The sequence below is a fragment of the Pseudofrankia saprophytica genome, assembly GCF_000235425.2.
GTDB lineage: Bacteria > Actinomycetota > Actinomycetes > Frankiales > Frankiaceae > Pseudofrankia > Pseudofrankia saprophytica.
In genome coordinates, this window is sequence record NZ_KI912266.1 from 1,115,398 (window position 1) to 1,137,968 (window position 22,571).

Annotated in this window: 22 protein-coding genes; 13 read left to right on the forward strand and 9 right to left on the reverse strand. The window is 71.1% G+C overall.

What is annotated here, in order from left to right; genetic code table 11:
- The first annotated feature begins 455 nt into the window (after nucleotides 1-455).
- The 3 genes from FRCN3DRAFT_RS0204895 to FRCN3DRAFT_RS0204905 all read left to right on the forward strand — a co-directional run bounded on the left by FRCN3DRAFT_RS0204895 (nucleotide 456) and on the right by FRCN3DRAFT_RS0204905 (nucleotide 2,532).
- On the forward strand, nucleotides 456-1,013 hold the full coding sequence (locus FRCN3DRAFT_RS0204895) for a PPOX class F420-dependent oxidoreductase (RefSeq protein WP_232793926.1): 558 nt from the start codon (nucleotides 456-458) through the stop codon (nucleotides 1,011-1,013).
- Between the two features lie 191 nt (nucleotides 1,014-1,204).
- Nucleotides 1,205-1,999, forward strand: coding sequence for a phytanoyl-CoA dioxygenase family protein (locus tag FRCN3DRAFT_RS0204900; protein ID WP_007513097.1), 795 nt, complete (start codon nucleotides 1,205-1,207; stop codon nucleotides 1,997-1,999).
- Nucleotides 1,996-2,532 carry a GNAT family N-acetyltransferase gene (locus FRCN3DRAFT_RS0204905; protein ID WP_007513095.1) on the forward strand — a complete coding sequence of 179 codons (537 nt, stop codon included), beginning with the start codon at nucleotides 1,996-1,998 and terminating at the stop codon, nucleotides 2,530-2,532. The genes FRCN3DRAFT_RS0204900 and FRCN3DRAFT_RS0204905 overlap by 4 nt, the downstream gene beginning before the upstream one ends.
- Before the next feature lie 75 nt (nucleotides 2,533-2,607).
- Here FRCN3DRAFT_RS0204905 and FRCN3DRAFT_RS0204910 read toward each other — a convergent pair whose 3' ends face one another.
- The 3 genes from FRCN3DRAFT_RS0204910 to FRCN3DRAFT_RS0204920 all read right to left on the reverse strand — a co-directional run bounded on the left by FRCN3DRAFT_RS0204910 (nucleotide 2,608) and on the right by FRCN3DRAFT_RS0204920 (nucleotide 5,302).
- Nucleotides 2,608-3,117 carry a hypothetical protein gene (locus tag FRCN3DRAFT_RS0204910; protein ID WP_051466627.1) on the reverse strand — a complete coding sequence of 170 codons (510 nt, stop codon included), beginning with the start codon at nucleotides 3,115-3,117 and terminating at the stop codon, nucleotides 2,608-2,610.
- 637 nt (nucleotides 3,118-3,754) lie between these two features.
- On the reverse strand, nucleotides 3,755-4,351 hold the full coding sequence (locus tag FRCN3DRAFT_RS51040) for an NYN domain-containing protein (RefSeq protein ID WP_007513091.1): 597 nt from the start codon (nucleotides 4,349-4,351) through the stop codon (nucleotides 3,755-3,757).
- Between the two features lie 210 nt (nucleotides 4,352-4,561).
- Entirely contained in the window at nucleotides 4,562-5,302 is a 741-nt protein-coding gene (locus FRCN3DRAFT_RS0204920; RefSeq protein ID WP_007513087.1) for a hypothetical protein, read from the reverse strand.
- A gap of 164 nt (nucleotides 5,303-5,466) precedes the next feature.
- On the opposite strand from FRCN3DRAFT_RS0204920, the gene FRCN3DRAFT_RS0204925 reads away from it, so the two are divergent.
- Both FRCN3DRAFT_RS0204925 and FRCN3DRAFT_RS0204930 read left to right on the forward strand, forming a co-directional pair.
- Nucleotides 5,467-6,978 (forward strand): sensor histidine kinase, encoded by a 1,512-nt coding sequence (locus tag FRCN3DRAFT_RS0204925; protein WP_007513086.1) that lies wholly within the window; start codon nucleotides 5,467-5,469, stop codon nucleotides 6,976-6,978.
- Entirely contained in the window at nucleotides 6,968-7,756 is a 789-nt protein-coding gene (locus FRCN3DRAFT_RS0204930; RefSeq protein ID WP_007513083.1) for a response regulator, read from the forward strand. The genes FRCN3DRAFT_RS0204925 and FRCN3DRAFT_RS0204930 overlap by 11 nt, the downstream gene beginning before the upstream one ends.
- Before the next feature lie 37 nt (nucleotides 7,757-7,793).
- Here the strand turns inward: FRCN3DRAFT_RS0204930 and FRCN3DRAFT_RS0204935 are convergent, their stop codons facing one another.
- Together FRCN3DRAFT_RS0204935 and FRCN3DRAFT_RS0204940 are read right to left on the reverse strand one after the other, a co-directional pair.
- Entirely contained in the window at nucleotides 7,794-8,204 is a 411-nt protein-coding gene (locus FRCN3DRAFT_RS0204935; RefSeq protein WP_007513081.1) for a hypothetical protein, read from the reverse strand.
- Between the two features lie 89 nt (nucleotides 8,205-8,293).
- Nucleotides 8,294-8,494 carry a hypothetical protein gene (locus FRCN3DRAFT_RS0204940; RefSeq protein ID WP_051466143.1) on the reverse strand — a complete coding sequence of 67 codons (201 nt, stop codon included), beginning with the start codon at nucleotides 8,492-8,494 and terminating at the stop codon, nucleotides 8,294-8,296.
- A 64-nt stretch (nucleotides 8,495-8,558) separates the two neighbouring features.
- Here FRCN3DRAFT_RS0204940 and FRCN3DRAFT_RS52710 point away from each other — a divergent pair, with 64 nt between their 5' ends.
- The 4 genes from FRCN3DRAFT_RS52710 (at nucleotide 8,559) to FRCN3DRAFT_RS54825 (ending at nucleotide 11,740) form a co-directional block, all read left to right on the forward strand.
- The gene (locus FRCN3DRAFT_RS52710; protein WP_131803515.1) at nucleotides 8,559-8,750 is read left to right on the forward strand and encodes a hypothetical protein; all 192 of its coding nucleotides are present in this window, start codon (nucleotides 8,559-8,561) and stop codon (nucleotides 8,748-8,750) included.
- Between the two features lie 694 nt (nucleotides 8,751-9,444).
- Nucleotides 9,445-10,305, forward strand: a complete 861-nt coding sequence (locus FRCN3DRAFT_RS0204950; protein ID WP_007513077.1) for a helix-turn-helix domain-containing protein — start codon at nucleotides 9,445-9,447, stop codon at nucleotides 10,303-10,305.
- Complete coding sequence (locus FRCN3DRAFT_RS0204955; protein WP_007513075.1) at nucleotides 10,302-10,547, forward strand: DUF397 domain-containing protein; 246 nt, start codon at nucleotides 10,302-10,304, stop codon at nucleotides 10,545-10,547. Before FRCN3DRAFT_RS0204950 ends, FRCN3DRAFT_RS0204955 begins: the two co-directional genes overlap by 4 nt.
- Nucleotides 10,548-11,578: 1,031 nt before the next feature.
- The gene (locus FRCN3DRAFT_RS54825) at nucleotides 11,579-11,740 is read left to right on the forward strand and encodes a hypothetical protein (protein WP_007513072.1); all 162 of its coding nucleotides are present in this window, start codon (nucleotides 11,579-11,581) and stop codon (nucleotides 11,738-11,740) included.
- A 384-nt stretch (nucleotides 11,741-12,124) separates the two neighbouring features.
- Here FRCN3DRAFT_RS54825 and FRCN3DRAFT_RS0204965 read toward each other — a convergent pair whose 3' ends face one another.
- From FRCN3DRAFT_RS0204965 to FRCN3DRAFT_RS0204980, 4 genes are all read right to left on the reverse strand, one after another.
- Nucleotides 12,125-13,114 carry a hypothetical protein gene (locus FRCN3DRAFT_RS0204965; protein WP_007513070.1) on the reverse strand — a complete coding sequence of 330 codons (990 nt, stop codon included), beginning with the start codon at nucleotides 13,112-13,114 and terminating at the stop codon, nucleotides 12,125-12,127.
- Complete coding sequence (locus tag FRCN3DRAFT_RS0204970) at nucleotides 13,111-14,397, reverse strand: MGDG synthase family glycosyltransferase (RefSeq protein ID WP_007513069.1); 1,287 nt, start codon at nucleotides 14,395-14,397, stop codon at nucleotides 13,111-13,113. Before FRCN3DRAFT_RS0204970 ends, FRCN3DRAFT_RS0204965 begins: the two co-directional genes overlap by 4 nt.
- Complete coding sequence (locus FRCN3DRAFT_RS0204975; RefSeq protein WP_007513067.1) at nucleotides 14,397-15,572, reverse strand: NAD-dependent epimerase/dehydratase family protein; 1,176 nt, start codon at nucleotides 15,570-15,572, stop codon at nucleotides 14,397-14,399. The genes FRCN3DRAFT_RS0204970 and FRCN3DRAFT_RS0204975 overlap by 1 nt, the downstream gene beginning before the upstream one ends.
- An 86-nt stretch (nucleotides 15,573-15,658) precedes the next feature.
- A complete protein-coding gene (locus FRCN3DRAFT_RS0204980; RefSeq protein ID WP_007513064.1) occupies nucleotides 15,659-16,789 on the reverse strand; it encodes a DegT/DnrJ/EryC1/StrS family aminotransferase in 1,131 nt (376 codons plus the stop codon).
- Nucleotides 16,790-17,945: 1,156 nt separating this feature from the next.
- Here FRCN3DRAFT_RS0204980 and FRCN3DRAFT_RS0204985 point away from each other — a divergent pair.
- The 4 genes from FRCN3DRAFT_RS0204985 (at nucleotide 17,946) to FRCN3DRAFT_RS42690 (ending at nucleotide 22,549) form a co-directional block, all read left to right on the forward strand.
- Complete coding sequence (locus FRCN3DRAFT_RS0204985; RefSeq protein ID WP_035926342.1) at nucleotides 17,946-18,785, forward strand: amidohydrolase family protein; 840 nt, start codon at nucleotides 17,946-17,948, stop codon at nucleotides 18,783-18,785.
- 318 nt (nucleotides 18,786-19,103) lie between these two features.
- The gene (locus FRCN3DRAFT_RS0204990; protein WP_007513059.1) at nucleotides 19,104-19,613 is read left to right on the forward strand and encodes an MSMEG_0572/Sll0783 family nitrogen starvation response protein; all 510 of its coding nucleotides are present in this window, start codon (nucleotides 19,104-19,106) and stop codon (nucleotides 19,611-19,613) included.
- Nucleotides 19,613-20,740 carry an MSMEG_0568 family radical SAM protein gene (locus FRCN3DRAFT_RS0204995; protein ID WP_007513057.1) on the forward strand — a complete coding sequence of 376 codons (1,128 nt, stop codon included), beginning with the start codon at nucleotides 19,613-19,615 and terminating at the stop codon, nucleotides 20,738-20,740. The genes FRCN3DRAFT_RS0204990 and FRCN3DRAFT_RS0204995 overlap by 1 nt, the downstream gene beginning before the upstream one ends.
- Before the next feature lie 3 nt (nucleotides 20,741-20,743).
- Nucleotides 20,744-22,549: an MSMEG_0567/sll0787 family protein gene (locus tag FRCN3DRAFT_RS42690; protein ID WP_007513055.1), complete on the forward strand. Its 1,806-nt coding sequence runs from the start codon at nucleotides 20,744-20,746 to the stop codon at nucleotides 22,547-22,549.
- Nucleotides 22,550-22,571: the final 22 nt, after the last annotated feature.

Sequence of the window (22,571 nt, forward strand, 5' to 3'; positions counted from 1 at the left end):
GCCAGGGAAACGCAGTACGTACACCCATCATCTACCCCCCGTGTTGGTCCGAAATAAAATCTGGATTTGAGACCGTACCCGAAATTCAGCGGATCCGGGCGCCTGCGGCACGAATTCAGTGTGCGAAACCCGTTAGCACACCAACGCTAGGCGCGGAATGTTCGGCGGTAGACGTTCAGCGAGACCGCTATCGCGTCACGCAGGTGTTGGCGTAGTTAGGCGGCCGTTCCCAGCCCCGAACGCTCGGCGAGGCGGCCGATCGGTGGCTCGGTGGCTCGGTGGCTCGGTGGCTCGGTGGCTCGGTGGCTCGGTGGGTCGGTGGGTCGGTGGGTTCCAGCCTCGGATTCCTCGGGAGCTCCCGCTGGTCCCTCGGCTGGGACGTGTCCGGCGCGGTCGCTCCGGACGCTCCGCCCTGGCGGCATCCCCGTGTCACTTATGCTCCCGAACAGGCGGCCATGCCAGAGGACGCCGCGAAACTCGGCGTCCAGCACCGACTGATGTTGGTCCAGGCCGACCAAGACGGGATGCTCGCGGTAGCCGACCTGGCAGGGACCAGTCAGCGGCGACCCGACGGAGAGGAACTAGGTGTGGTCAGCCTGCCACCCGCATTGAGGGACCTGATCGAGTCCGGCCCCATGGCTCACCTGAGCACGATCAACCCCGACGGAAGCCCGCAGGTGACAGTCATCTGGATCGGCCTGGACGGCGACGATCTGCTCAGCGGCCACATGTCGTGGCACACGAAGCTACGCAACATCGAGCAGGATCCGCGGGTCGTGTTGTCCTTCGACGCGCCACGGACCCCCGGCGTCCTCATGAACCAGTACGCCGTGTTGCATGCGCGGGCCACCATTCAGCCGAGCGACGACGCCTGGAACTTGCTCAACCGCCTGACGAAGGTCTACCTCGCCCCCGACGCCGAGTTCCCGGCGCCAAAGGGACCCGGTTTCATCGTGCGCTACTCCGTCCAGCGCATCGGCGGCGTCGGCCCCTGGGCATCGGCCTCGCGGTAGGCCAGCGGGCGATCACCTCGGTGGTGGCGGCGGGCCGTCCGGGCACGGATGGCGGGGTTCACCAACGCCACCGCAGACGCGGAGCCACGGCGGCTGATCCGTCAGGTGGGCCTACGGTCCGCCACTTGCGCAGAAACCCGTTGAGCCGGCGGTGACGAACCAACCAGGATGGGCCCGCGAGGTGATGCAGGGTGCCAGTGCTGACCCACGACCAGGTCCAGCGGTTCATAGCCGACGGCTTCGTCCACCTGCCTGGGGCGTTCCCGCGGCCGGTGGCGGACGAGGGCCGTGAAACCCTCTGGCGGATGACCGGTCTCGATCGCACCGACCCGGCGACCTGGACCCGACCTGTCGTGCGTATCCAGGGTTCCGCGGCGGAACCGTTCCGGCAGGCCGTCAGCACCGCCCGGCTGCGCGGCGCGTGGGACCAGCTTGTCGGTCCCGGACGGTGGCTGCCCCGCGACGGACTGGGCACCTTCCCGATCCGATTCCCCCACTCAGACGACCCCGGCGACGCGGGGTGGCACATGGATGGCAGCTACCTGCCCGACGGCGAGTCCTCGTTCTGGCTGAACCTGCGGTCACGCGATCGGGCGTTGCTGATGCTGTTCCTGTTTTCCGATGTCGGTCCTGACGACGCGCCCACCCGGATCAAGGTTGGTTCGCACCTCGACGTGCCGCCGTTCCTGGAGCCGGCCGGGGACGCCGGCCGCAACGTCTTTGAGCTGTGTGAAGAGCTGGGCGCCGCCGGGAAGCTCGACCCATCGGACCGGCCGCTGGCCCTGGCCACCGGCGAGGCCGGCGACGTCTACCTGTGCCACCCGTTCCTCATCCACGCGGCCCAGCCCCACCGCGGCACGGTTCCACGTTTCCTCGCCCAACCGCCGCTGCCCCCGGCCGGGCTCCTCGAGCTTGACCGCCCCGACGGGGCCCACTCCGCGGTCGAGATCGCGGTCCGCCGAGCGCTGGGGCGATCCGACCCGTGACGACGACCACGGACCTCATGACCGAACGCCTGGTACTGCGTCTCTGGAGCGCCGAGGAGAGGACGGCCGTGCTCGCGGTCGCCGCCGCTGACGACGACGATGACCATGACGATGACGACGGTGTCCCCGCGGGCCGGCCAGCGCACTGGGCCGACGACTTCCCGGATGAGGGCGACCGGATCATTGCCGACGGGCTCGGGCGGTACCCCGACTGGATGGGCCCCTTCGGTCACCGTCAGGTCATCGAACAGGACAGCGGCCTGGTCATCGGCGGAATCGGGCTCTTCTGGCCGCCGACCGACGGCCGGGTCGAGATCGGCTACGGCATCGTGCCGTCCCGCCAAGGCCGTGGTTACGCCACCGAGGCGGTCATCGCGCTGACGGAATTCGCCTTCACACTTCCCAGCGTGCGGACCGTGTTCGCCAACGTAGAACGGCCAAACCCCGCCTCGATCCGCGTCCTGGTCAAGTCCGGCTTCCGTCACCACCACACCGAGGGCGACACGGTCCGCTTCCACCGCGGCCGCCCGTAAAGCCGCCGGGCTCGACACGCCCGTCAGTCGGCCGTCCTCGCCGAACCGGCCGACAGACGGATGGGAGAGCGCCGCTCAGTCCGAGAGCAGTTCCCGGCGGGCGGCGAGCTCGTCGAACAGTGCGGCGTCCTTGTCCGGCAGTGCGGCGTCCGCGTCCGGCGCGGCGGAGCCGAGCCCAAGGCACATGTTGGCTTCTTCGGTGATGACGAGGTACTCACGGACAGCCCAGACGCGGCCGGCGTCGTGCCGAGCACAGTCGATCCGGGCACCTGAACGGCGGGCGACCGCGGTCTCCTCGATCCGGAAGTCCACGAAGCCGGCGCCGGTCAACGACTCCCGGATCGACTCCGCGGGCTCCAGCGCGGAGCGCCGCCGGAAGACTGGGTTGCGGAAGACAATCACGGTATGCCGGCGGTCGCCCGGCTCCGCGAAGCGCGCCGGCTCCCATGGGCTGTTCTTCAGGTTCGGCGGCCGTTCCTCCCAGCTTTCGGGAATCGACAGGAAATAGCCGAACTCGGGCTTGACGACCTGACGCCACCCGATCTCGGGGCTCGCTGGTCCCTCGGGAATGACTGACTCGGACATCACCGCCGTCGACAGCCCGAGACCCACACCCGTGGACTCGTCCGTGTCACCCGCCTAGGCGCTGACCACGAATGGCCGTCCCGCGTGGTCTGGACCGTGGCATGCGGGCGTGCCCATGGGCACTCCCATCCGACACGCTTCCGTTGTCCTCTGGGGATCTGTGTCATTTGGGCGTGCCTATGGAGGGGTTCATCTGCCACGATTCGCAGTTGCCGGAGCTGTCCGGCGGGAGGGCACCGCTGTGCGGGCCGCGTCGGGGGTAGCCCGGGACACCGGCGGCCGGATGCAGCGCCGCCAGGGCCGACTCAGCCGCACACGCCCGACTACTGTCGGCTACCACGCTCGGTGCGGCGCTCGCGTGGTGCCTGGGGATCGCGGTGCTGGTGTGGATGTCTGCCGAAGCCTGGCACCAGGTGGGCAGGCTCGGCGTTGCTGCTTCCGGGTGCCGCTGCGGCGTCGTTCGCTCAGGTGACCGCCGAGCACGTGTCGCCGTCGTCGCAGATTCGGCCCTATCACGGCATCGGCGACACGTTGGCGACGATCAAGGCTGGTCCACGGCCGGGGCGAACGACTGCGGACACGGCACGAGCCGCCCCGCGAAGACTTGCGGGCCTTCGTGCGGACCAGCCGGCAAAGGTCATGGGGCCGTGTAGTCGGTGTCGTCGCGACAGGCCTCGTAGTCCTCGGCGCTAAGATAGTGACACCAGGGCAGCTGCGAGTCCGGAAAGCGCAGTCGGCTGGAGCCCTTCCAGGTTGCCACTTCAACATGCGTCTTGCCGGCCTCAAGGTCGCGAACGGCCTCCAACGCGGGAATCAAGTCGCTGTCTCGGCTGAAGAGGATCCCTACGTCGTAGTCGTCGGTGCATGCCAACCGCACGAAATCCACGGCCAGCGCGACGTCGATTCCTTTCTCCTGCGCAGGGTCTACCGGCCATCCCTTCGGGTACCGAAGCTGTCGGCGAATGACGGTCACCCGCGGATCACGACCCCAGTGACTCGCCTGACGGTCACCGGCTCGTGCTGCGCCGGGCTGGTGATCGGGGCTTGGACGGCCTCGGTACACCCGGATGGCCGTAAGATCGCCCTTGAACTTCCGTCTGGCGGCTATTCGCTCAGCGAGCCGTACCGGATCGACATGACCGTGCCAAGGCACTACGTCCGCAGCCAGGAAGACTTTTCGCGCGGAAGAATGCACGTTCTGGTAGTCGATGAAGATCGCAATACGTGGGGTCATGACGCCTCGATAGAGAACGGCGTCGGAACGGAGCCAGCCCGGAACCTGCCGGTTCGAGTTGATCAGATTGGGTTCTTAGAACCGTAGCCGATGGGAAACAATGCGTCAAACCCGAATATACGGAAGTCTCTCCAAAGAAAAAAGCCCCGCCAGTCCCGTAGGACGGCGGGGAGGAAGTGATTTTCACGATAGGCCCCCTCGGGGTACCTGTCAAACAGGGGTGCCACGTGCTTGGTCTCGAGAGGTGGGCTCCCGGGGCGGGGCAGCCGGTGACCGCGTGCGGCCGCCATCAAGATATGGCGAGGATGCCGGGCCAGGGCCAGGGACGAGGACGCGTGCGGTGAGGTAGGCGGAGGCGGCCGCGATGAGGGCGGCGTCCAGGTAGTGGCAGGCCATGGCACCGAGGTAACTGGGGCCACCCCAGGCGTTGGCGGTGAAGTTCGGGTCGAGACCCCCGAGGACCTGGATGCCGGCGCGGAACAGGCTGTAGGCCAGCGGAATCGCCACGACCCCAGCCGTGACCAGCCGGGCGAGGCCACCCGGCGAGCGCCGTGCGCCCCGCAGCGTCCGCCGGATCCGCCGGCCGGCCGGCTTGCCGAGCGGAGCCAGCAGGAGTAGCTCGACGGGCTGGTCCCGAACATCCGACGGCGCCCCGCCGGCCACACGGACCCGGTGCCGGTATCGACGGTGCTGACGACGTCGTAGCCGGATCCGCGCCATCGCCAGCAGTGCGATGGCCACGAGGAACAGCGCGAGATGCGGCCACCACGCGGCGGTGCCGGGCTGCTGGACATCCCGGACCGGCGATCGCCGCAGGTAGATCATGCCACCCGCGGCGACCCCGGCCGCGAACAGAAGCGCGAACACCAAGGTCAGCGGTGGCGAAAGCTCGGCGGCGACCCTGCTCAGGCGGCGAACAGGCTGGGGAAAGACGATCTTACGTCGAGGCATGTGACCAACCTCGTCCGACGGTCACCGGATGTCGTCAGACCTGCGGCCCCGACTTCGGTGGCACCGTGGCGGGACCCGCCGCCGGGGCTCCCCCTCGGGTAGGAGCGCGGCCATCCTCCCAAGGATGGACGGCAGGGCCCGGTCGGACGACCACACTTGAGGACATGCCGACGTCAGCGGCCAGCGCGCAACCACCAGCCCTCGCGACGCCACCATCGCTACAGGCGCTACAGGCGCTACAGGCGCCGACGAGGACGACGCCGCCGTGGTTCGACCGCGTCTGGCTCGGGCTCGGGCGTCGTTGGCCGTCCGCGGGCACCCGGCCAAGATGGGCCCTCGTCGCCGACCTCGCCGTCGCCGCCGGTTCGTTCGCTGCGTTCACCCTGCCGGAACTGGTGACCGCCTGGGTATCGGCCGATGGCCGCGGCGCCGGATACGGATCGCCGGCGGCGGTTGCCCTATGCGGAGCACTGGCCGTCGTACCGCTCATGGCACGACGGCGCTGGCCGATCGCGGCCTTGGCGGGCGTCGCCGCGGTGCTGTGCGCCACGTCGCTCGTCGGGGTCCGTTTCACGCCGTTCGTCAGCAATGCCGGGCCCGCGCTCGCCATCGCCGTCGTGGCCGTCGCGAGCCGTCGTTCCCGCCGGACGTCCCTGGCCGGTTGCGCCGCGGCCGCCGTCGCGACCAGCGTCGCCGGGCTTGTGGGACTGTGGCTGCATCCGGAGCAGGACCAGGACGCGGTGCAGCTCGCGCTCGTCGCGGTTGGCTGGCTGGTCGGTGACGCGCTGCGTACCCGCCGCGAGTACCGCCAGGGGCTCGACCTCGCGCTCCTGCGGCAGCGGGCGGAGCAGGAGCAGCGGGTGCGGGCGGAGGAGCGGCTCCGCCTGTCCCGCGACGTGCACGACATCGTCTCGCACACCCTTAGCATGATCACGATTCGAGCCGGCGTGGCGCGGCTCCTACTGCCCGAAGGGCCGGACCAGACCGCGCGGGCGACCGAGGCACGGGAGGCGCTCGCGGTGATCGAGACGGCCAGTCGGTCGGCGCTCGACGAACTGCGGCGAATCCTGCGACAGACCCGGACCGCCAGGTCGGACGAGACGGTGGCCGCGCCGACGCTGGCGGACCTGGGGACGCTCGTCGAGACGGCCCGTGGCCAGGGCCTGCACGTGACCTTCCATGTCCTCGATCCGGAGCGTACGGCGGGCACGGCGGACGCGAAAGGCGCGGAAGGCGCCGGCGCGAAAGGCGCGGGCGTGAAAGGCGCGGGCGTGAAAGGCGCGGGCGTGAAAGGCGCGGGCGTGAAAGGCGCGGGCGTGAAAGGCGCGGGCGTGAAAGGCGCGGGCGCGGAGACCGGCGAGGAGCCGGGACGGGCGAGATACCCGCTGGTCCTCGAGACCTCCGCCTACCGCATCGTCCAGGAGGCGCTGACGAACGTGGCGCGGCACGCGGCGGCGGAACACGCCCAGGTCGAGATAGATCATCGCCGCGGCGAACTGGTCGTCAGCGTCGTCGACGATGGCCGTGGGTACCACCCCGGCGCCGCACCCGGCATCGGCCTCGCCGGAATGCGCGAACGGGCCGAGCTCTTTGGCGGCACACTCGACGCCGGCCCGCGCCCTGGCGGTGGATTCGCCGTCGTCGTTCGCTTTCCGGTGGCCTCTCGTGAGCAGTGACCGCGTACCGGCCGGCCGGCCCATCCGGGTGCTGATCGCGGATGACGAGGCGCTGGTCCGGGCCGGGTTCCGCCTGCTCGTCGACGCGACGCCTGACCTGACCGTCGTCGCGGAGGCGGGCGACGGCGTCGCGGCGGTTCGCGCGTGTCGCCGGCTGCGGCCGGACGTGGTGCTGATGGACATCCGGATGCCGGTCATGGATGGCCTGGAGGCAACCCGGGTGATCGCCGCCGACACGGCAACCGCCGCGGCTCCCTCGCGCAGCGTCGCGGTTCCGGCCGGGACCACGACGCAGGACACGGGAGCCGTCGAGCAGGTAGACAGGCCTCGGATCCTCATCGTGACGACGTTCGATGACGACGAGTATGTCTTCGGCGCGCTAAGAGCAGGCGCCGCCGGATTCATCTTGAAGGACACCCAACCCGAGAATCTGGTGGCCGCGATCAGGACGGTCGCGGCCGGGGACTCGCTCCTCGCGCCCGGCATCACTCGGCGGCTGATCGCCGAGTTCGTCCGCCGACCCGGACCGACGGCGGGGCGTGACCCCGACCCCGCCGGGCTGCTGCCGACGCTGACCGAACGGGAGCGTGCGGTGCTCTTCCACGTCGCGAGCGGATACTCCAACGCGGAGATCGCCCAGGCGCTCTACGTCGGCACGTCCACGGTGAAGACCCACATCGGCCACCTGCTGACGAAGCTCGCCGTCCGCGACCGGGTCCAGCTTGTCATCGCCGCCTATGAGTCCGGCCTCATCACGCCGGGCAAGCCGATCGGGTGAACGCCGACCACCGGGTGACGGCCGCCCATCGTGCCGGTCAGGACGCCCAGGCGTGGGTGCGCAGCGGGACGACCCGAGGGTGACGCTCCTCGATGCAGTAGCCGTACTCGACCCGGCGGCGCCAGACCGTGAGCCGGCAGCTGCCGCCCTCGACCGTCCAGGTACGCCGGCCGGCGCGGTCCTCGATCTGCACCGGCTGCGGAGTCAGTGGCTCGGTCGAGCGTCGGTGAGCCCAGACGTGCGCGGCCTCCCAGTCCGGGAAACTGCCGACCAGTTCGCCGTCTCCGTCGAACACCAGGTAAGGGCGGGTCATCGTCGTCACGCCTTTCGGGATGGCGGTGCTGGCCTGAGGTGTCACCCGGGCGCGGCCACCGTCGCTGGAGCCCGCGAACCCCGACGAGCAGGGGGAACCCGAGAACTCCAGGTACGGACAGCCGTCGACCGCCACGTTGCGGTCAGCGCCCGGACGCAAGGACCAGCACCGGAAATGGACACGGCCGGCGGCGCCCGCCGGCCGTACGTCAGAGCCAGGTGATGTCAGGTCAGTGGTACGCCGGTCGGGGTGAGAAATGACAGCGGCGCGACCAGGTAGTCCGGCAGTTGGTGCTCGGCCGCATACGCCGCCGCCTGCAGCGGAGTGTCGAACGCGAGGACCACCCGACGCGCCTGCCACGGCCCGCCCTCGAAGACGATCACTCCGAATCGGTCGGACGAGTCCTGGCCCGTCACCGCCTCCATCGGGAGCTGCTGGTCGCTGGGCGCGGTGGCGGACCGCCCGATGGGCCTGGGGCGGATCCGACGGGTGAAGGTGCCACAGGTCCTGGCACGAAGCCGCGAGGTCATCGGTACTCCAGGAGACGTAGGACGCCGCCGCGTTGGCGGCTACGCGCCGCGCACGCCGGCGCGGGCCTCGGTGGCGCGCAGCGCCTTCTCGGCGGACGGGCTGGCGGCGTTCCTCGGCGTGGTACGCGACGCCGCCGACCTGGCCGGCTAGCCGCCTCGCGGTTGCGTTCACCGCCACGCTCCCCCCACGCATCCATCCGCCGCCAACTTCTCACGCTGAGGCGCTTTCTTGCCACTCAAAGTGAGGACAGACCGGAAGCATGGCGCCCGCCAGACGCATATGCAAGAGCTTCTGTAAGGGTTTTGCTACGGGATGCTCAGAAGCGCTCGAGGACGGTGGCGGAGCGGTGGCCAGACGCAGCGATGAGTCAGGACTGATCGACCCAGTACAGACGAACCCGGGACCTGCGCCGGGACAGCAGCCGACGACGGCGGGCCCCGGCCGGGCGAGGCCGTCGCCCCGGCCGACGACACCCGGACCGCCCGGCGGCCCGGCCGCCACCGGAGAGCCAGAGACCACGAGTGGACCTGGCCCGACCGGCGAGCCGGCGGCAACAGAATGGGTACAGGCAGCCACGATGCCGCCAAAGCCGAATCGACCGGCGAAACTGGGCCGGTCAAGCGCGACCGGCGCGTCGTCCGTCGCCTCGAAGACGACGACGCCGCCACGGGCCACGGCGCCAGGAACTGGGGCGCCGGCTACACCGGGACCGGCCGCGCCGGGACCGGCCGCGCCCACGAGGGCGGCCACCGGGTCAGCCACGCCGCCGGTGGTTCCAGGCTCCGCCGCGACCGAGCCCGACGAGGGCGCGCACGGGACGGTACCGACCGGAGGGAAGAGCACGATGGCGACAAGCGGCGGTCCGACGGTACGGCGCAGGCGTCTGGGCGCCGAGCTGCGGCGGCTGCGCGAGGCGGCCGGCGTCTCCGTCGAGGAGGTCTGCGACCTGCTGCGATGCTCGGTCTCGAAGGTCAGCCGGCTGGAGAACGGGCGGGTTCCCGTCCGAACCCGCGACGTGCAGGACCTGCTGACCCTGTATGGGATACACGACGACAAGCACCGCGAAGCCCTGCTGGCACTGGCCAGGGAGTCCCGGCGACACGGCTGGTGGCACGACTACCACGACGTGGTGCCAGCCTGGTTCGAGATCTACATCGGCCTGGAGGGCGACGCCGCCTCGATCAGTGTCTACGAGTCGCAACTGGTGCACGGGCTCCTGCAGACGGCGGACTACGCCAGGCACGTCATCCGCGCGGAGGCGCCGGAAAGCCCGGACGGCGAGGTCGACCGCATGGTCTCGCTGCGCCTGGACCGGCAGCGCCGGCTGACCGGCGACAACCCGCCACGACTGTGGGTCATCCTCGACGAGGCCGTGCTGCGCCGCACGATCGGCGGCCCGGCAGTCATGCGCGGCCAGCTGCAATGGCTGCGCAAACAGTCCGAACTTCCCAATGTCACGGTCCAGGCGCTTCCGTTCTCAGTCGGCGCACATGCCGGACTAGGTAGCACATTCTCTATCTTGGGGTTTCCGAACTCTAGCGACCACGATGTGGTCTATATAGAAGAGGCGGCCGGAAGCCTCTACCTCGAACGTCCTTCGGAAATTCGGCGCTATAGAGTGAAGCTCGACTACCTGATGGCCTCTGCACTGAGTCCGGAGGAGTCGATGCAGATGATTTCATCCATAGCGGAGGATATGAAGTGACCAAATACGCGAAGCCGTCGCTCACCGACGTCGACGTGGCCGAACTCAGCTGGCGCACCAGCAGCTACAGCAACGGCGCCGGCGGGATGTGCGTCGAGGTGGCCCCGCTCGCGGGCGGCATGGTGGTGCGGGACTCGAAGAACCCGGCCGGCCCGGTGCTGGCGTTCTCCGCCGCCGAGTGGGACGCATTCCTCGCGGGCGCGCGCGACGGCGAGTTCAACCTGCGCCTGTCAGCCCGCTGAGGCGACGCTGCCCGACCTCGGCCGAGAGGCGAGGAAGGGCAGGCAGGGGAGGGACATCGCCGTGCCCGTCATGGCCAACGGATGTACACACGCCCCAGCAACCGACCGATGCGGCTGGGTGGGTCCGACTGCCGGGCCCGCCCAGCCGCACGGTCGTCGAGCGAACCTGGCGTGAGCACGCCGGGCTGCCGCACCGCCGGCCAACGGGATGCATTCGCCGGATGCACCGTCAGATGCCAGGCCGGATGCACACCTCGAACCAGGGTGCGAGACTCTTAGCTGGCTCCGTTGCCTGAACCGCGGACGCCGGCCCGCAAGCGCCGCTCGCGAGGCCGCGCGGCGGCGGCCGGCCGGGCAGGGAAGACCCGTTGTCGGAACGGCGTGGTAGGGCCGGGAACGAAGTCGCGGCGCCGAACGTCCCAACACGGCCGTTTTGGCTCTTGCATGCATGCCAACCGTCGCGCACTCTTGTAGAGGTTCGGTCGGGCTGCGTTGATATGGCGTTCGCCTGAGTTGTGTCGAACCGTGTGATAACACGGCGGCGACACGGCCCGCGCCGCCGTCTGACATCTCGTCCGGGCGGCCCGCTCGACCAGACCCAGGTGAGCGGGCATACCGCCGGTAGGCAGGACAGACAGGAGCGCAGCCGTGATCGCGAAGAGCTGGACCCGCGCGACGAACGCGCCGCGGACAGCTCTGGCATGCGGTCACGGCCTCCTCACGTCGCTGGCCACCTTGGCCAACTCGGCCAACCGGGCTCTGGCCGCGCCGACCAACCGGCAGGCGCCCACCCGCGCCCGCGTATCCGCGGCGTTGGGCCAGGCACGGTGTGCCGCACCGATCATCGGTCCGCTGGCCGCGCCCCCCTCATAACGGCGCCCACGGACCAGGACAAGGCACAGCACACCCCCTCAGCGGCGACATCGCCACCCCGTCCCCCGCAGCGTCGCGGCGGCACCTTCACCGCATCTCAGCTCCTCCGTTGCTCCCTCGCTCCTTCATCTGTTCCCCGGTACCGGGAGGTGATCGCCGTGGCCATCGCCACGACAAACCTGCTCAACACCCCGCTCGAGGATCCACGGGCCGAGCGTGTCCGGCGGGCCGCGCTGGCGGCCTACGTCGACGGGAAGATCACCTTCGCGCAGGCCAACTCTCGCGTCCGCAAGGCCATCGAGCGCTTCCACGTGGGCTGACCGGACCGACGGCCCACGTCGTCGGCGGCCATCGCGGCTCTCGACGTCGACACTTCCACCCAGCGAGAGCAGGCCCGGATCACATCCGGGCCTGCTCTCCCCATCTGCCTCAGCTCTCCACCTCAGCGGGACTGGCGCGCCCACGCGCCGGTCCCGCTTTCGTGGTGTCTTAGCCGTATCGCGGGCCGAGTCCCGCCTCGCGGGGCCAAGTCCGCCCGGCCGCGGGGCCGAGTTCCGCCCCGGCCGGCTCCCAGAGTCGCACTGGAGCCCGCGGATCGGCGGGAAATCGGACGTGAGAGATGTGGACGGCCGGGCGCCCGGGCGATCGGGGGGTGAACCCGGGCGGCCGGCCTGTCCTACTAATAACAGCCAGCGCACGAGCGGTCACGCTTCGCCCGCCGGCTTGCCACCTGCGCAACCGGCATCCCCCTGGCACGGCAAACGTGCGGGAATGTCCGCGCGGCCGGATTCGCTCGCCTCCACGGCGGCGGCGCGGTCGCGCGCGAGGCCCGCGATACCGGCGGCGATGAGCAGCAGCGCGAGAACGAACGCGACGAAGTGCGCATCCGCGGGCGCCGGCTCGTCGAACATCGTCAGACCGAGCACCACCGGCAGGAAGGCGGAGACCCCGCTGGTCACGGGGAAGGCGACCACGGCCGCCTGGCCCTGCAGGCCGCGTTGCTCGAGGCTCACCGCGAGCACCGAGAAGACGATCAACAGATAGGGCGCCGGCGTCCGCAGCAGCTCGAACAGGTAGGCACCGAGAAAGCCGCCGGCACGGCGCTCGTCGAGCGCGAGCCCGAACTGTCGGGTCGCGAGCGTGGCGATCGCGTAGGCCGTCCCGGCGGCGGCGCCGAACCCGAGGGCGGCGGGGGCGACCCGCCGCCTGGCCGCCGCCCGGTTCGCTCCGAGGGCGGCGAGCAACGAGAACACCAGTCCGAAGGACAGGAACAGCAGCAGCACCCGGTCGCTGGCCAGCGAGCCGACCTCGCCGTGTTGCTCGAACGCGTAGGCGAGCAAGCCGACGCCGGCGACCATCATGCAGATCGCCCCCACGCCGAGGCGGCTGAGGTGCTCGCGCAGCGCCCTCCCGGCGAGCAGCGTGAAAACGATCATGTCAAGCGCCATCACCGGGCCGATCATGGCGACCGGGGCGACGGACAGCGCGTACACCTCGAGCAGGAAGGCGACCGTCTCGACGGCGAGACCGAGCAGCCACAGCGGCCGGCGCACGAGCCGAGCGAGCAGCCCCAGCCCAAGCCCACTGCCCGCCTGCTCACGGCGCGCCGCGACCGCCTGCAGGAGCGGTGCCACCCCATACAGCGCCGCCGAGCCGACCGCCGCCGGCAGCCCGTAGGCGAGGGCCGTGCTCACCGGCCAGGAGCGAGGCCGACCTGGGCCAGGGCGACGCCGAAGGAACGTTCCCAGTCCTCCGGGCCACGCGCGATCCGTCGCGTCGGCGGCTTGACGCGGTCGAGGGCAGCCAGCGCCGAGCGGGCAAGCGAGCGCGGGTCGCGCCCGGCGATCTCGGCGCCGCCCTTCTCCAGCTCGCCCTGCAGGTTGTCACGGCCATGGCCAGGCACGACGTCGAGCAGCAACAGGTCCCGGCCGATCACGCGGGCCTCGCTGCAGGTGTCGCCCGACGAGGTCACCACCAGGTCGGCGGCGGCCATGAGGGCCGGGATCCGGTCGGTGAAGCCGAACGGGATGACCCGGTGCTCGCGTTCCGCCAGCGCCGCGAGCTTGCGCGCCAGCTTCGCGTTGTGGCCGGCGACCGCGAACACCCAGACGCCGGCGGTCGCCAGCGCCTCCGCGGCCTCGACCAGCGGGCCGAGTCCCCACGATCCGGACATCAACAGCACGCATCGGCTTTCCAGCGGGATACCGAAGGCCAGCCGGGCGTCCCGCTGGGTCGGGGCCTCGTAGAAGGGCGCGCGGACCGGAGCGGGCACGACGGCGACCTCGGCGGACGGGTGGAACCGGCGCACGTAGCGCACCGCCGTCTCCGAGGTGACCAGGTAGAGGTCGGTGTTCCGGTGCACCCACAGCCGGTGCGGGCAGACGTCGGTGCAGAACACGACCGTGACGAGGCCGGGGAAGTCGGGCTTGATCCGACTCGTCGCCGCGGCGCCAGTGGCGAAGATGGAGATGACGAGGCTTACCGGCTCGGTGGTCAGCTCGTCGCGCATTCGCGGCACGAGGAAACGGCTGGACACGGCGTCGATGGCACCGGCCACCCGCCCGCCGGTGCGCAGCTGGTTGAAGTGGAACGCGTCGTACAGGCCGGGAACACCGACCATCCCACGGAACACTGCCTCGCCGATCCGGCCGCCCGGGCCGCCGAGCATCCGCAGGCTGTCCAGCGTGCGTACCCGCATCTGGCGGGCTTCCAGCGAGGCGGCGCACGCCTGTGCCATGACGTGGTGGCCCATCCCGAGTGAGCCGGTGAGCAGCAGCGCTCCGCCGCTCGGCCGGGGCCGGGCCGTCGGGACCGGAAGGCCGCCTGCTCCGGTCCGGGGTCCGGTACCACGCGCGGCCCGGACCTCGCGGTCGGGCGCCGTGGGCACGTCCTGAGGACGAAACGGCACGGTCGGGATCTGGGCCGGGTCGCCGGGACCGCGAGCGAGGCCCGCCCGTCGCCCGGGTTCGGTGGTCATCACCGCTCTCCCGAGGTCGCGGGAACGTTGGTCGTCCGCGCGGGTGGCGCAGCCTCCCCACCGCCCTGCCTGGCCGCGGGCTTGCCGCTCGCCGCGGCGGGGACGACCGCCGGAGTCCGCGGGCGACTGGCCGAGAGCTGGTTCACGGAAGCCGATTGGCCGCCATCCTCACGGTTGGCCAGGTACCACTCGATGTACTGGCGAACGCCGTCCCGGAACGTGGTGGTCGGCCGCCAGTCGAGCAGTCGCGCGGCCAGCTCGGCCGACACCTCCCTGCCTCGGTAGTCGCCGGGTCTCGCGGGAACATGCTCGATCTCGATGCCGGGGAAGTGCGCGCGGACGGCTTCGGCCATGTCGAGCACGCTGACCCGCTCGGCGCCCTCAAGCGCGATCGTCGCGTTCTCGGCCGCTGGGGTCGTCAACGCCCGGACATGCGCGTCGGCGAGGTCGCGGACGTAGACATACCGGCGGAACTGCCGGCCGTCACCCGCGACCGTCAGCGGTTCTCCGGCCAGCGCGCGGGCGACGAATCGAGCAAGAACCAGCTCGTCACGCATCCCGGGTCCGTAAGGGATGCCATAACGCAGGATCGTGAACGGTAGGCCGTATGTCTCCCGATAGCTGTGTAGGAGCAGCTCCGCCGCGAGCTTGGTGGACGTGTAGACGTGCCCGGCCCGGTCCAGCTCGATGAGCGCGTCCTCTGTCAGCCCATCGCCGTGTCGTCCCCGGCCGCGGCTGTCACCGTCGCCGACGTCGGCGCTGGCGCTGGCGCTGGCGCTGGCGTGGCTGTCCGGCCGGGCACCGGGCGTCTCGGTCTCGGGAACAGCGCCGTAGACCCAGACCGTGCTGGCGAACAGCACCCGGCGCAGGCCGCGGCGGCGGGCCGCCTCGCAGACGTTGCCGGTGCCTTCGACGTTGAGCCGCACGGTGCCCACCGGGTCGGCGAAGGCGATGTCGACGTTCGACATGCCGGCGATGTGGAAAACCGCCTCGCAGCCGTCGAGGGCGGCGGTCACCGCATCGAGGTCGAGGACGTCGACCGCCTGACCATCGGCGCGCGGGTCGGCGTTGCTCACGTCGAGGTCGAGCGCACGGACTTCGTGGCCCGCGTCGAGCAGTCGGTCGACGACGTGTGCGCCGATGAATCCGGAACCGCCAGTAACCGCAACTCGCATGTCTGTGCTCCAAAGAGGAGGGCTGCCGCCGCGCCGAGGAGAACGGCCGGGCCCACGCCGCCCGCGGGCCAGCGAGCAGCGGCTCGTCAGCCTGCCAGGGTCAGGGTCCGCAGGGCCGCGGACAGAGCTGTCAGAACGTGGTCCGCCTCCTGGTCGGTCATGTCCGAATGAACAGGCAGGCAGATGTGCCGCGCACAGAGGTCCTCGGCGACGGGCAGCGTCCCGCCGGCGTGCTCCTCGAAGACCGGCTGCTGGTGCAGCGGCGCCTCGTAGACCTCACCGGCCAGTCCGACGCCGTGCCTTTCCTTGAGCTCCTTACGGAGAGAGGAACGGTCGACACCGGGGCCGGGAAGCACGATGTACTTGTAGTAGTTGGTGATGTCTCCCGGCGGCACCTGAACCCGCCGCACACCGGGGAGATCGTCGATCGCCGCGTCATACCGGGCGGCGATCCGTGCACGGTTCGCCAGGAATTCCGGCAACCGGCGAAGATGCACGAGACCGGTGACGGCGTGCAGCTCGCTCATCCGCCACGCGTACCCCTCCCGGATGTGCACGTTGCCGAGAAAACCGGCTTTCCCCTGATCTCGGTAGAGGAGCGCCTCGTCCCGTACCCGTTCGTCGGCGGTGAGGATCATTCCACCCTCACCGCTGGTGATGACCTTCGTCGGGTAGAACGAGAACGCCGCGGCGGCGCCGAACGACCCGGCGTGCCGGCCGGCCCGGGTCGACCCGTGAGCGTGGGCGGCGTCCTCGACGAGGACCAGGCCGCGCTTGGCGCACAGCGCCTCGACCTCGCCGATGTCCGCCGGGATGAGGCCCCCGATGTGCACGATCACGACGACCCTGGTGTCCTTCGTCAGCGCCGCCTCGACGGTGGCCGCCGAAAGCGCGAGCGTGTGCGGGTTGACGTCCGCGAACACCGGGCGCCCGCCGGCGCGCAGCACGGCAAAGGCGGTGGCCGCGAAGGTGTTGGTCGGCAGCACGACGTCGGCGCCGGCGACGCCGACGGCCCGGAGAATGATTTCCAACGCGGCCGTCCCGCTGTTGACCGCGACGGCGAAGGGCGCGCCGTGCGCGCGCGCGAAGGCTTCCTCGAACTCCCGGGTGTATGCCCCGAGCGTGAGCTGCCCACTGGTGAGGATCTCCGTCGTCGCCGCCGTGATCTGCGCCCGGTCGGCCTCGGAGAAGACGATTCTCGCCGCTGGAACCCGCACCCGTTCCCCCGTCCTCCCGATGGCGTCACCCGAAGCTCGGATGCTCATGGTCTTCCAGGTCTTTCCCGGCAGGCACCCAAGGCGACCGGGCACGCCGCTCCCGCGGCACGGTGCCATCGGCCCGCGAGACGTGACAAAGGCCCACGGCCGAAAGGGCTACCGGTCGAGGCCGGGCGGCGGGGCGCCGTCGGCCGAAACCGCTCGGCGGCCATGCCCGCGAACACCGGACCGGAAGCACCCGAACAGTCGGGTCAGTGACCGCCGTCGTCCGCCCCCTGATGTCGTCGGCACCACCACCGTCAGCAGACGTTAACCGCTCTCGGCCAATCCGGCCCGCCGTATCCGGAGAACGAGATCCGAATACCTCCCGCACCGCCACCCATCACCACCGGCTGTTCCGCCTTCTCCCCATACGGCCGCCGCCATCCCCACCCAGCTCGTCCCACCACGGGCGAGCACTACCCGATTCCGCCCACCCCGGTTGCGGCCCCAGAAGTCCGGTGAACCGCGTCTCCAGCGAGTTTGGTCTCGATAGTCAGTATTAGGGGCGCAGAACGAGGCGAAGGCCGCTGAGGGACGCGAGCCCGGCCGGGTGCCGTCCGGCGGGACGTACGGAACGTTGCCCGCCGCAAAGGGGCGTCCGAGAGGCCTCGCCTCTACAGGTGACGCATCCAGCGGATTAGCCGGCCCGGGCCGTGCGCGGGCACCATCGATGCCAGAAAGATCTCTGAACGGCGCGGACGGCACGGAAGCGGACGGCTCGGAGGAGGAAATCCTGACGCGGCGCGAAGCCCGCCCCGAAGGGGCGACGAAGAGCACGACCTGGGCGGGTGTCCAGGGGAAAAGTAGACACCCCGACGATCACTACTCCTGACGTACGGGGGGAACGCAGGAGGTGTGACCCGCCGGGGTGTGACATCAGCCTACGTCCCCCGCTTGTTCGCGGGCGAGGGACCAAAGTCCCAGCTTTGGCCTCTAGCCGCCGCACGCCGTCTACGCTCTGAACATTTAATGTGACTCTCAGGCGTCGCTCATTCCAAAACCCCAGCTCACCGTCTAGTACTGGCCACCGGAACCGCACGAGCCCCGACAAGACTGGGTCTGCTTGTGTCGGATCTGTTGCACGGTGGAAACGACTGGATGCTTCACTGTGGCCGTGCCGCTGCGAGACGTACACGACGCGCACCGCCATCTCGGCGTCCTACCCGCCTTTGGCTTCTATGGGGGACCGCCGGTAACGCCTGACCTCGGCGCCCGGGCGACCATCGCCGAGCTCAGGGCGGACCTGGACCGGGAGGGTACCGCCAGAACCCTCGTGATCCCGAACTACGGCGTTCCCGACGTCGCCGTCACGTTCGGCTTCAACGAGCTGTGTATCGAGGCCGCGCAGGCCGACGACCGGATCCGGGCGGGCCTGTGGGTCTCACCGCGGCCGGCCGACGCGGCCATGACCGAGAAGGCGCTGTCGCTCGCCGGAGAGCCGGGCGTCGTCGCCCTGAAGCTGAGCTTTCTCCTCGGCGGACGGGCGGACGCCGAGGAGTGCCGGCCCCATCTCGACGCCATCTTCGCGACGGCCGCCGCCCACGACCTGGTGGTGCACGTCCACACGTCGCCGGGTGCGGCGTCCGACATCGACCTGGTCGGACTCCTGGTCGACCGGTACGCCGACGACGTCCGCATTCACCTCGTCCACCTCGGTGGTGGAGTGAGCGGGCACATCAAGCTGATCGGCGGCCGGTTCTTCGACTGGATCTCGGCCGGCAAGCGGGTCTACACCGACACCAGCTGGGCGGTGGGTTTCGCGCCCCGCTGGCTTGCCGCCGAGATCGAGCGCCGAGGCATCGGCCATGACCGGCTCCTGTTCGCCAGTGACGAGCCGTGGGGTGACCACCCCGGTGAGCTCGCGCGACTCGCGGCGACGGTCGGCGACGGCGAGCTGGCCCGCCACGTCTTCGTGGAGAACTTCGCATCCCTGTACGGATCGGGCGCGTCCTGACCGGCGACTCACCGCCACCGCGCGGGCCTGGCCCGGTCGTGCCCGATGGAGCCCTGACCGGCCAGCCCGCCAGTGCCGCAGCGGAAATCTCCCAACGATCCGAACGGCGGGCCTACAGCAGGACCACAGACCAACAGTCTCCACCGGCCCACAGTGGAACCGTGCCAGCCGGACCAGACCGGCCCAGACCACCGAGAAACCCACCACGCCGCAACCACTCGTCCGGGGATCCCGCCGGATCGGCGAAGCCGTGACCTGCACCAGAAGTACCCCGAAGCCAGGCAACGCGCGGATGCGCAGAGAGGAATCGCCGCCCAGATGGAGCTGACCGAGCAGGAGCAGCACAGCCTGAACGAGGTCCCCCACCCATCGCTGCCGCCCGGCAGCAACCTCTACGGCTCGACGAAGATCTTCCCGGACTATCAGGCCGAGAACGGCGAGAGCTACCTGACCCTGATCCACGGCATCGCGCACGAGTCGTCGGTCAGCTTCGTGGCGATCCTGCAAGCCACCCGCGCACTGCGGAAGGGCTTCGAGTCGGTCATCTACTTCTACGGCCCCGGCGCGATGAACGCGATGGCCACCCGCGGCTTCCCGCACACCGGCGACTCGGCCTTCGCCGGCGAGCACAACATCAACAACCAGCTGGAGACCTTCATCAAGGAGGGCGGGAAGGTCTACGTCTGCCGGTTCGGCCTCTCGCTGCACGGTCTGCGCGAGGAGGACCTGATCGAGGGCGCGATCCCGGCGCACCCGCTGGACATCCAGGACTGCGTGATCCACTACGCGCGCAAGGGCGCGATCATCAACTCGACCTACATGTTCTGATGGCGCCCCCGCCCGCCCCCGCTCCGGCCGAGGGCCCGCGCCTCGACCTGAGCCAGCAGGCCGCGAGGCCCGGCGCCAGCCTGGAGACGAGGATCGGCCTGGCCGTGCACGGCGTCCGGCTCACCGCGCCGGTGCGCCGCACCGCCGGCGCCGGGCCGAGCGACGACGGCCACGTGGTGCTGGCAGGCCGGGGCGCGGCGCTGCCGATCGTCGCGACCAGCCGGTACGAGGTGAACGCCGGCCGCTTGCTCTACGACGGCACGGACCTCGGCGTGCCCGTCGAACCGGTGCGCCGCCCGCGGTTCTACGACCTGGTCACCGCGGACGGTGTCCCGTACGAGCAGATCGCCCGGCTGCACGGCGCCGACGTGCTCGCCACCACCGTGCTGCAGACCTGCGTGCGTTACCAGGAGCCGGACCGGTGCCGGTTCTGCGCCATCGAGGAGTCCCTGCGGGCCGGGGCGACGACCCGGCGCAAGACCCCGGCGCAGCTGGCCGAGGTCGCCGAGGCCGCGGTCCGGCTCGACGGGGTGCGCCAACTGGTGATGACGACGGGCAGCACCGCCGCGCCCGACCGCGGCGCCCGGCTGCTCGCCGAGGCGACCAGGGCCGTGCTGGCGGCGGTACCCGGCCTGCCCATCCAGGTCCAGTGCGAGCCGCCGGGCGATCTCGCCGTGATCACCGAGCTGCGTTCCGCCGGAGCGAGCGCGATCGGGATCCACATCGAGTCGCTCGACGACGACGTCCGGGCCCGGTGGACGCCGGGCAAGGCGACCGTCCCGCTGGCCGCCTACGAGGCGGCCTGGGCCGAGGCCGTCCGCGTCTTCGGGCGCAACCGGGTGTCGACGTACCTGCTCATCGGCCTCGGCGAGGACCCGGACGAGCTGGTCGCCGGCGCCGAACGGCTGATCGGCATGGGCGTCTACCCGTTCGTCGTCCCGTTCCGCCCGCTGGGCGGAACGCTGGCCGCCCGTGACGGCGCTCGCGCTCCGGAGGCGGGCGCCGTGGCCGAGGTGACGCGCCGGGTCGCGGCGGCGCTGCGCGCCGCCGGGATGCGCGGCGCCGACCAGGGTGCCGGCTGCGCGGCCTGCGGTGCCTGTTCGGCGCTGCCGGAGGCAGGAGGCTGATGCATGGCGCATGACGCGACGATCGAGTGCGGCTGTGGCTGCGGGGCGTTCATGACCACCGTGGACGAGCGACGCGGGCCGGGGCCCGGGCCCGGGCCCCTGCTGCTGACGATTGGCCAGGCGAACGGCGCCCGCGGCCGGGCCGCGGCGCCCATGGCCTCCGGGGTCGCCGCCGCCGAGCTGTCGGTAGCCACGGGTGCCGGGCCGGGTGCCGCCGGGCCAAACAGCGTTGCCGCGCGTGTCACTGTCCCGGGCACCGCTGGGCCGGGTGGCGCTGTCCGGAGTGGCGCCGGTGCCGGGCCAGATGCTGTCCGGGGCGGTGCTGGGCCGGGCGGCGCTGGGCCGGCGCTGCTCACCGCGGACCCGTACCCGGTCCACCCGCCGCGTCCGGTGGACACGCTCGCGGTGTGGGGTGATCCAGGCACGCTGCTGCGCCGCCCCCGTTACCTGATCGAACAGGCCCGGGACGCGGCCACGATCGCCGCGTACCGGCGGCTGCGCCGGGCGGTCTTCGTCGACGAGCAGGGTCTGTTCGGCGACGGGCCGGTGGGGGACCTCGACGAGGCCGACGAGGACCCGCGCACCGTCGTGCTGGTAGCCCGCGGCCTGGACGGCCCGGGCGACGGCGAGGTGATCGGCGGGGTGCGGCTCGGCCCGACACCCGCCTGGAGCGGCGACGACATCGGCTGGTGGCAGGGCGGCCGGCTGGCCGTGGCCGCCCACGCCCGTGAGCACTACGCCGGTGTCGGCGGCGCACTGGTCCGGGCGGCGTGCGCGCATGCCGAGGCCGCCGGCGCGCTGCGCTTCGACGCGACGATCCAACCTGCCCGGGAACGGTTCTTCGGCCGGCTCGGGTGGATGACGGTCGGCCCGACCACGGTGCGCGGCACGCCGCATGTGCTGATGCGCTGGCCGATCGACCGGGTCGCCATGCTCGCCGCCACCACGAAGGCGCCACTGGGTGCGCTGCTCGGCGCCATCCGCCCCGGCGGGGCCGGCTTCGTCGGCGACGACGGCGCGCCCGTGCCCGGGACCGGCCTGGTCGCGGCCTGCGACGCGATCGTGCCGACGATGGTCGACAGGGACCCGTTCTGGGCCGGCTGGTGCGGCGTGCTGGTCAACCTCAACGACCTCGCGGCAATGGGAGCCCGACCGCTCGGCGTGCTGGACGCGGTGGCCGGACCGACGGTGTCGCGGGTGAGCCGGGTACTCGCAGGCCTGCGCGCCGCCGCCGACAGGTTCGGCGTGCCGATCCTCGGCGGCCACACCCAGCTCGGGATGCCCTCGGCGCTCGCGGTCACCGCGATAGGGCAGGCCGACGCGCCGATCCGCTCGGGCGCCGGCCTGCCCGGCCACGCCATCACCGTGACCGCCGACCTCTCCGGGCGCTGGCGGCCGGGCTACACCGGCCGGCAGTGGGACTCCACCTCGGGCCGGCGCACGGCCGAGCTGCGCGCGATGCTCTCGCTGACGGGCCGCCACCGGCCGGTGGCCGCCAAGGACGTGAGCATGGCCGGCGTCGTCGGCACGCTGGGCATGCTCGCCGAGTCCAGCGGCTGCGCGGCCGAGCTGGAGGTGGGCGCGGTACCGCGGCCGGCAGGAGTGTCGGCCGGAGACTGGCTGACCTGCTTCCCGGGCTTCGGGATGGTGACGGCGGATGTCGATGACCGTCGGATGCCCACGAGCTCGCCGGCGGTCTCGGCCCGCTGCGGCCGGCTGCTCTCCGGCAGCGGCGTCTCACTGCTGTGGCCGGACGGGCTGCGCACTCCGGTCCTCAGCGGCCACGTGACCGGTATGGGCCCGGCATGAGCAAACTGAATATCGGGGGATA

Excerpts from the sequence above, each read along its gene's own strand:
- FRCN3DRAFT_RS0204970 (WP_007513069.1), bottom strand. The coding sequence starts at position 14,397 with ATGACCACCGAACCCGGGCGACGGGCGGGCCTCGCTCGCGGTCCCGGC.
- FRCN3DRAFT_RS0204925 (WP_007513086.1), top strand. The coding sequence starts at position 5,467 with ATGCCGACGTCAGCGGCCAGCGCGCAACCACCAGCCCTCGCGACGCCA.
- FRCN3DRAFT_RS0204995 (WP_007513057.1), top strand. The coding sequence starts at position 19,613 with ATGGCGCCCCCGCCCGCCCCCGCTCCGGCCGAGGGCCCGCGCCTCGAC.
- FRCN3DRAFT_RS0204920 (WP_007513087.1), bottom strand. The coding sequence starts at position 5,302 with ATGCCTCGACGTAAGATCGTCTTTCCCCAGCCTGTTCGCCGCCTGAGC.
- FRCN3DRAFT_RS51040 (WP_007513091.1), bottom strand. The coding sequence starts at position 4,351 with ATGACCCCACGTATTGCGATCTTCATCGACTACCAGAACGTGCATTCT.
- FRCN3DRAFT_RS42690 (WP_007513055.1), top strand. The coding sequence starts at position 20,744 with ATGGCGCATGACGCGACGATCGAGTGCGGCTGTGGCTGCGGGGCGTTC.
- FRCN3DRAFT_RS0204940 (WP_051466143.1), bottom strand. The coding sequence starts at position 8,494 with ATGGAGGCGGTGACGGGCCAGGACTCGTCCGACCGATTCGGAGTGATC.
- FRCN3DRAFT_RS0204950 (WP_007513077.1), top strand. The coding sequence starts at position 9,445 with ATGGCGACAAGCGGCGGTCCGACGGTACGGCGCAGGCGTCTGGGCGCC.
- FRCN3DRAFT_RS0204990 (WP_007513059.1), top strand. The coding sequence starts at position 19,104 with ATGGAGCTGACCGAGCAGGAGCAGCACAGCCTGAACGAGGTCCCCCAC.
- FRCN3DRAFT_RS0204895 (WP_232793926.1), top strand. The coding sequence starts at position 456 with ATGCCAGAGGACGCCGCGAAACTCGGCGTCCAGCACCGACTGATGTTG.
- FRCN3DRAFT_RS0204975 (WP_007513067.1), bottom strand. The coding sequence starts at position 15,572 with ATGCGAGTTGCGGTTACTGGCGGTTCCGGATTCATCGGCGCACACGTC.
- FRCN3DRAFT_RS0204910 (WP_051466627.1), bottom strand. The coding sequence starts at position 3,117 with ATGTCCGAGTCAGTCATTCCCGAGGGACCAGCGAGCCCCGAGATCGGG.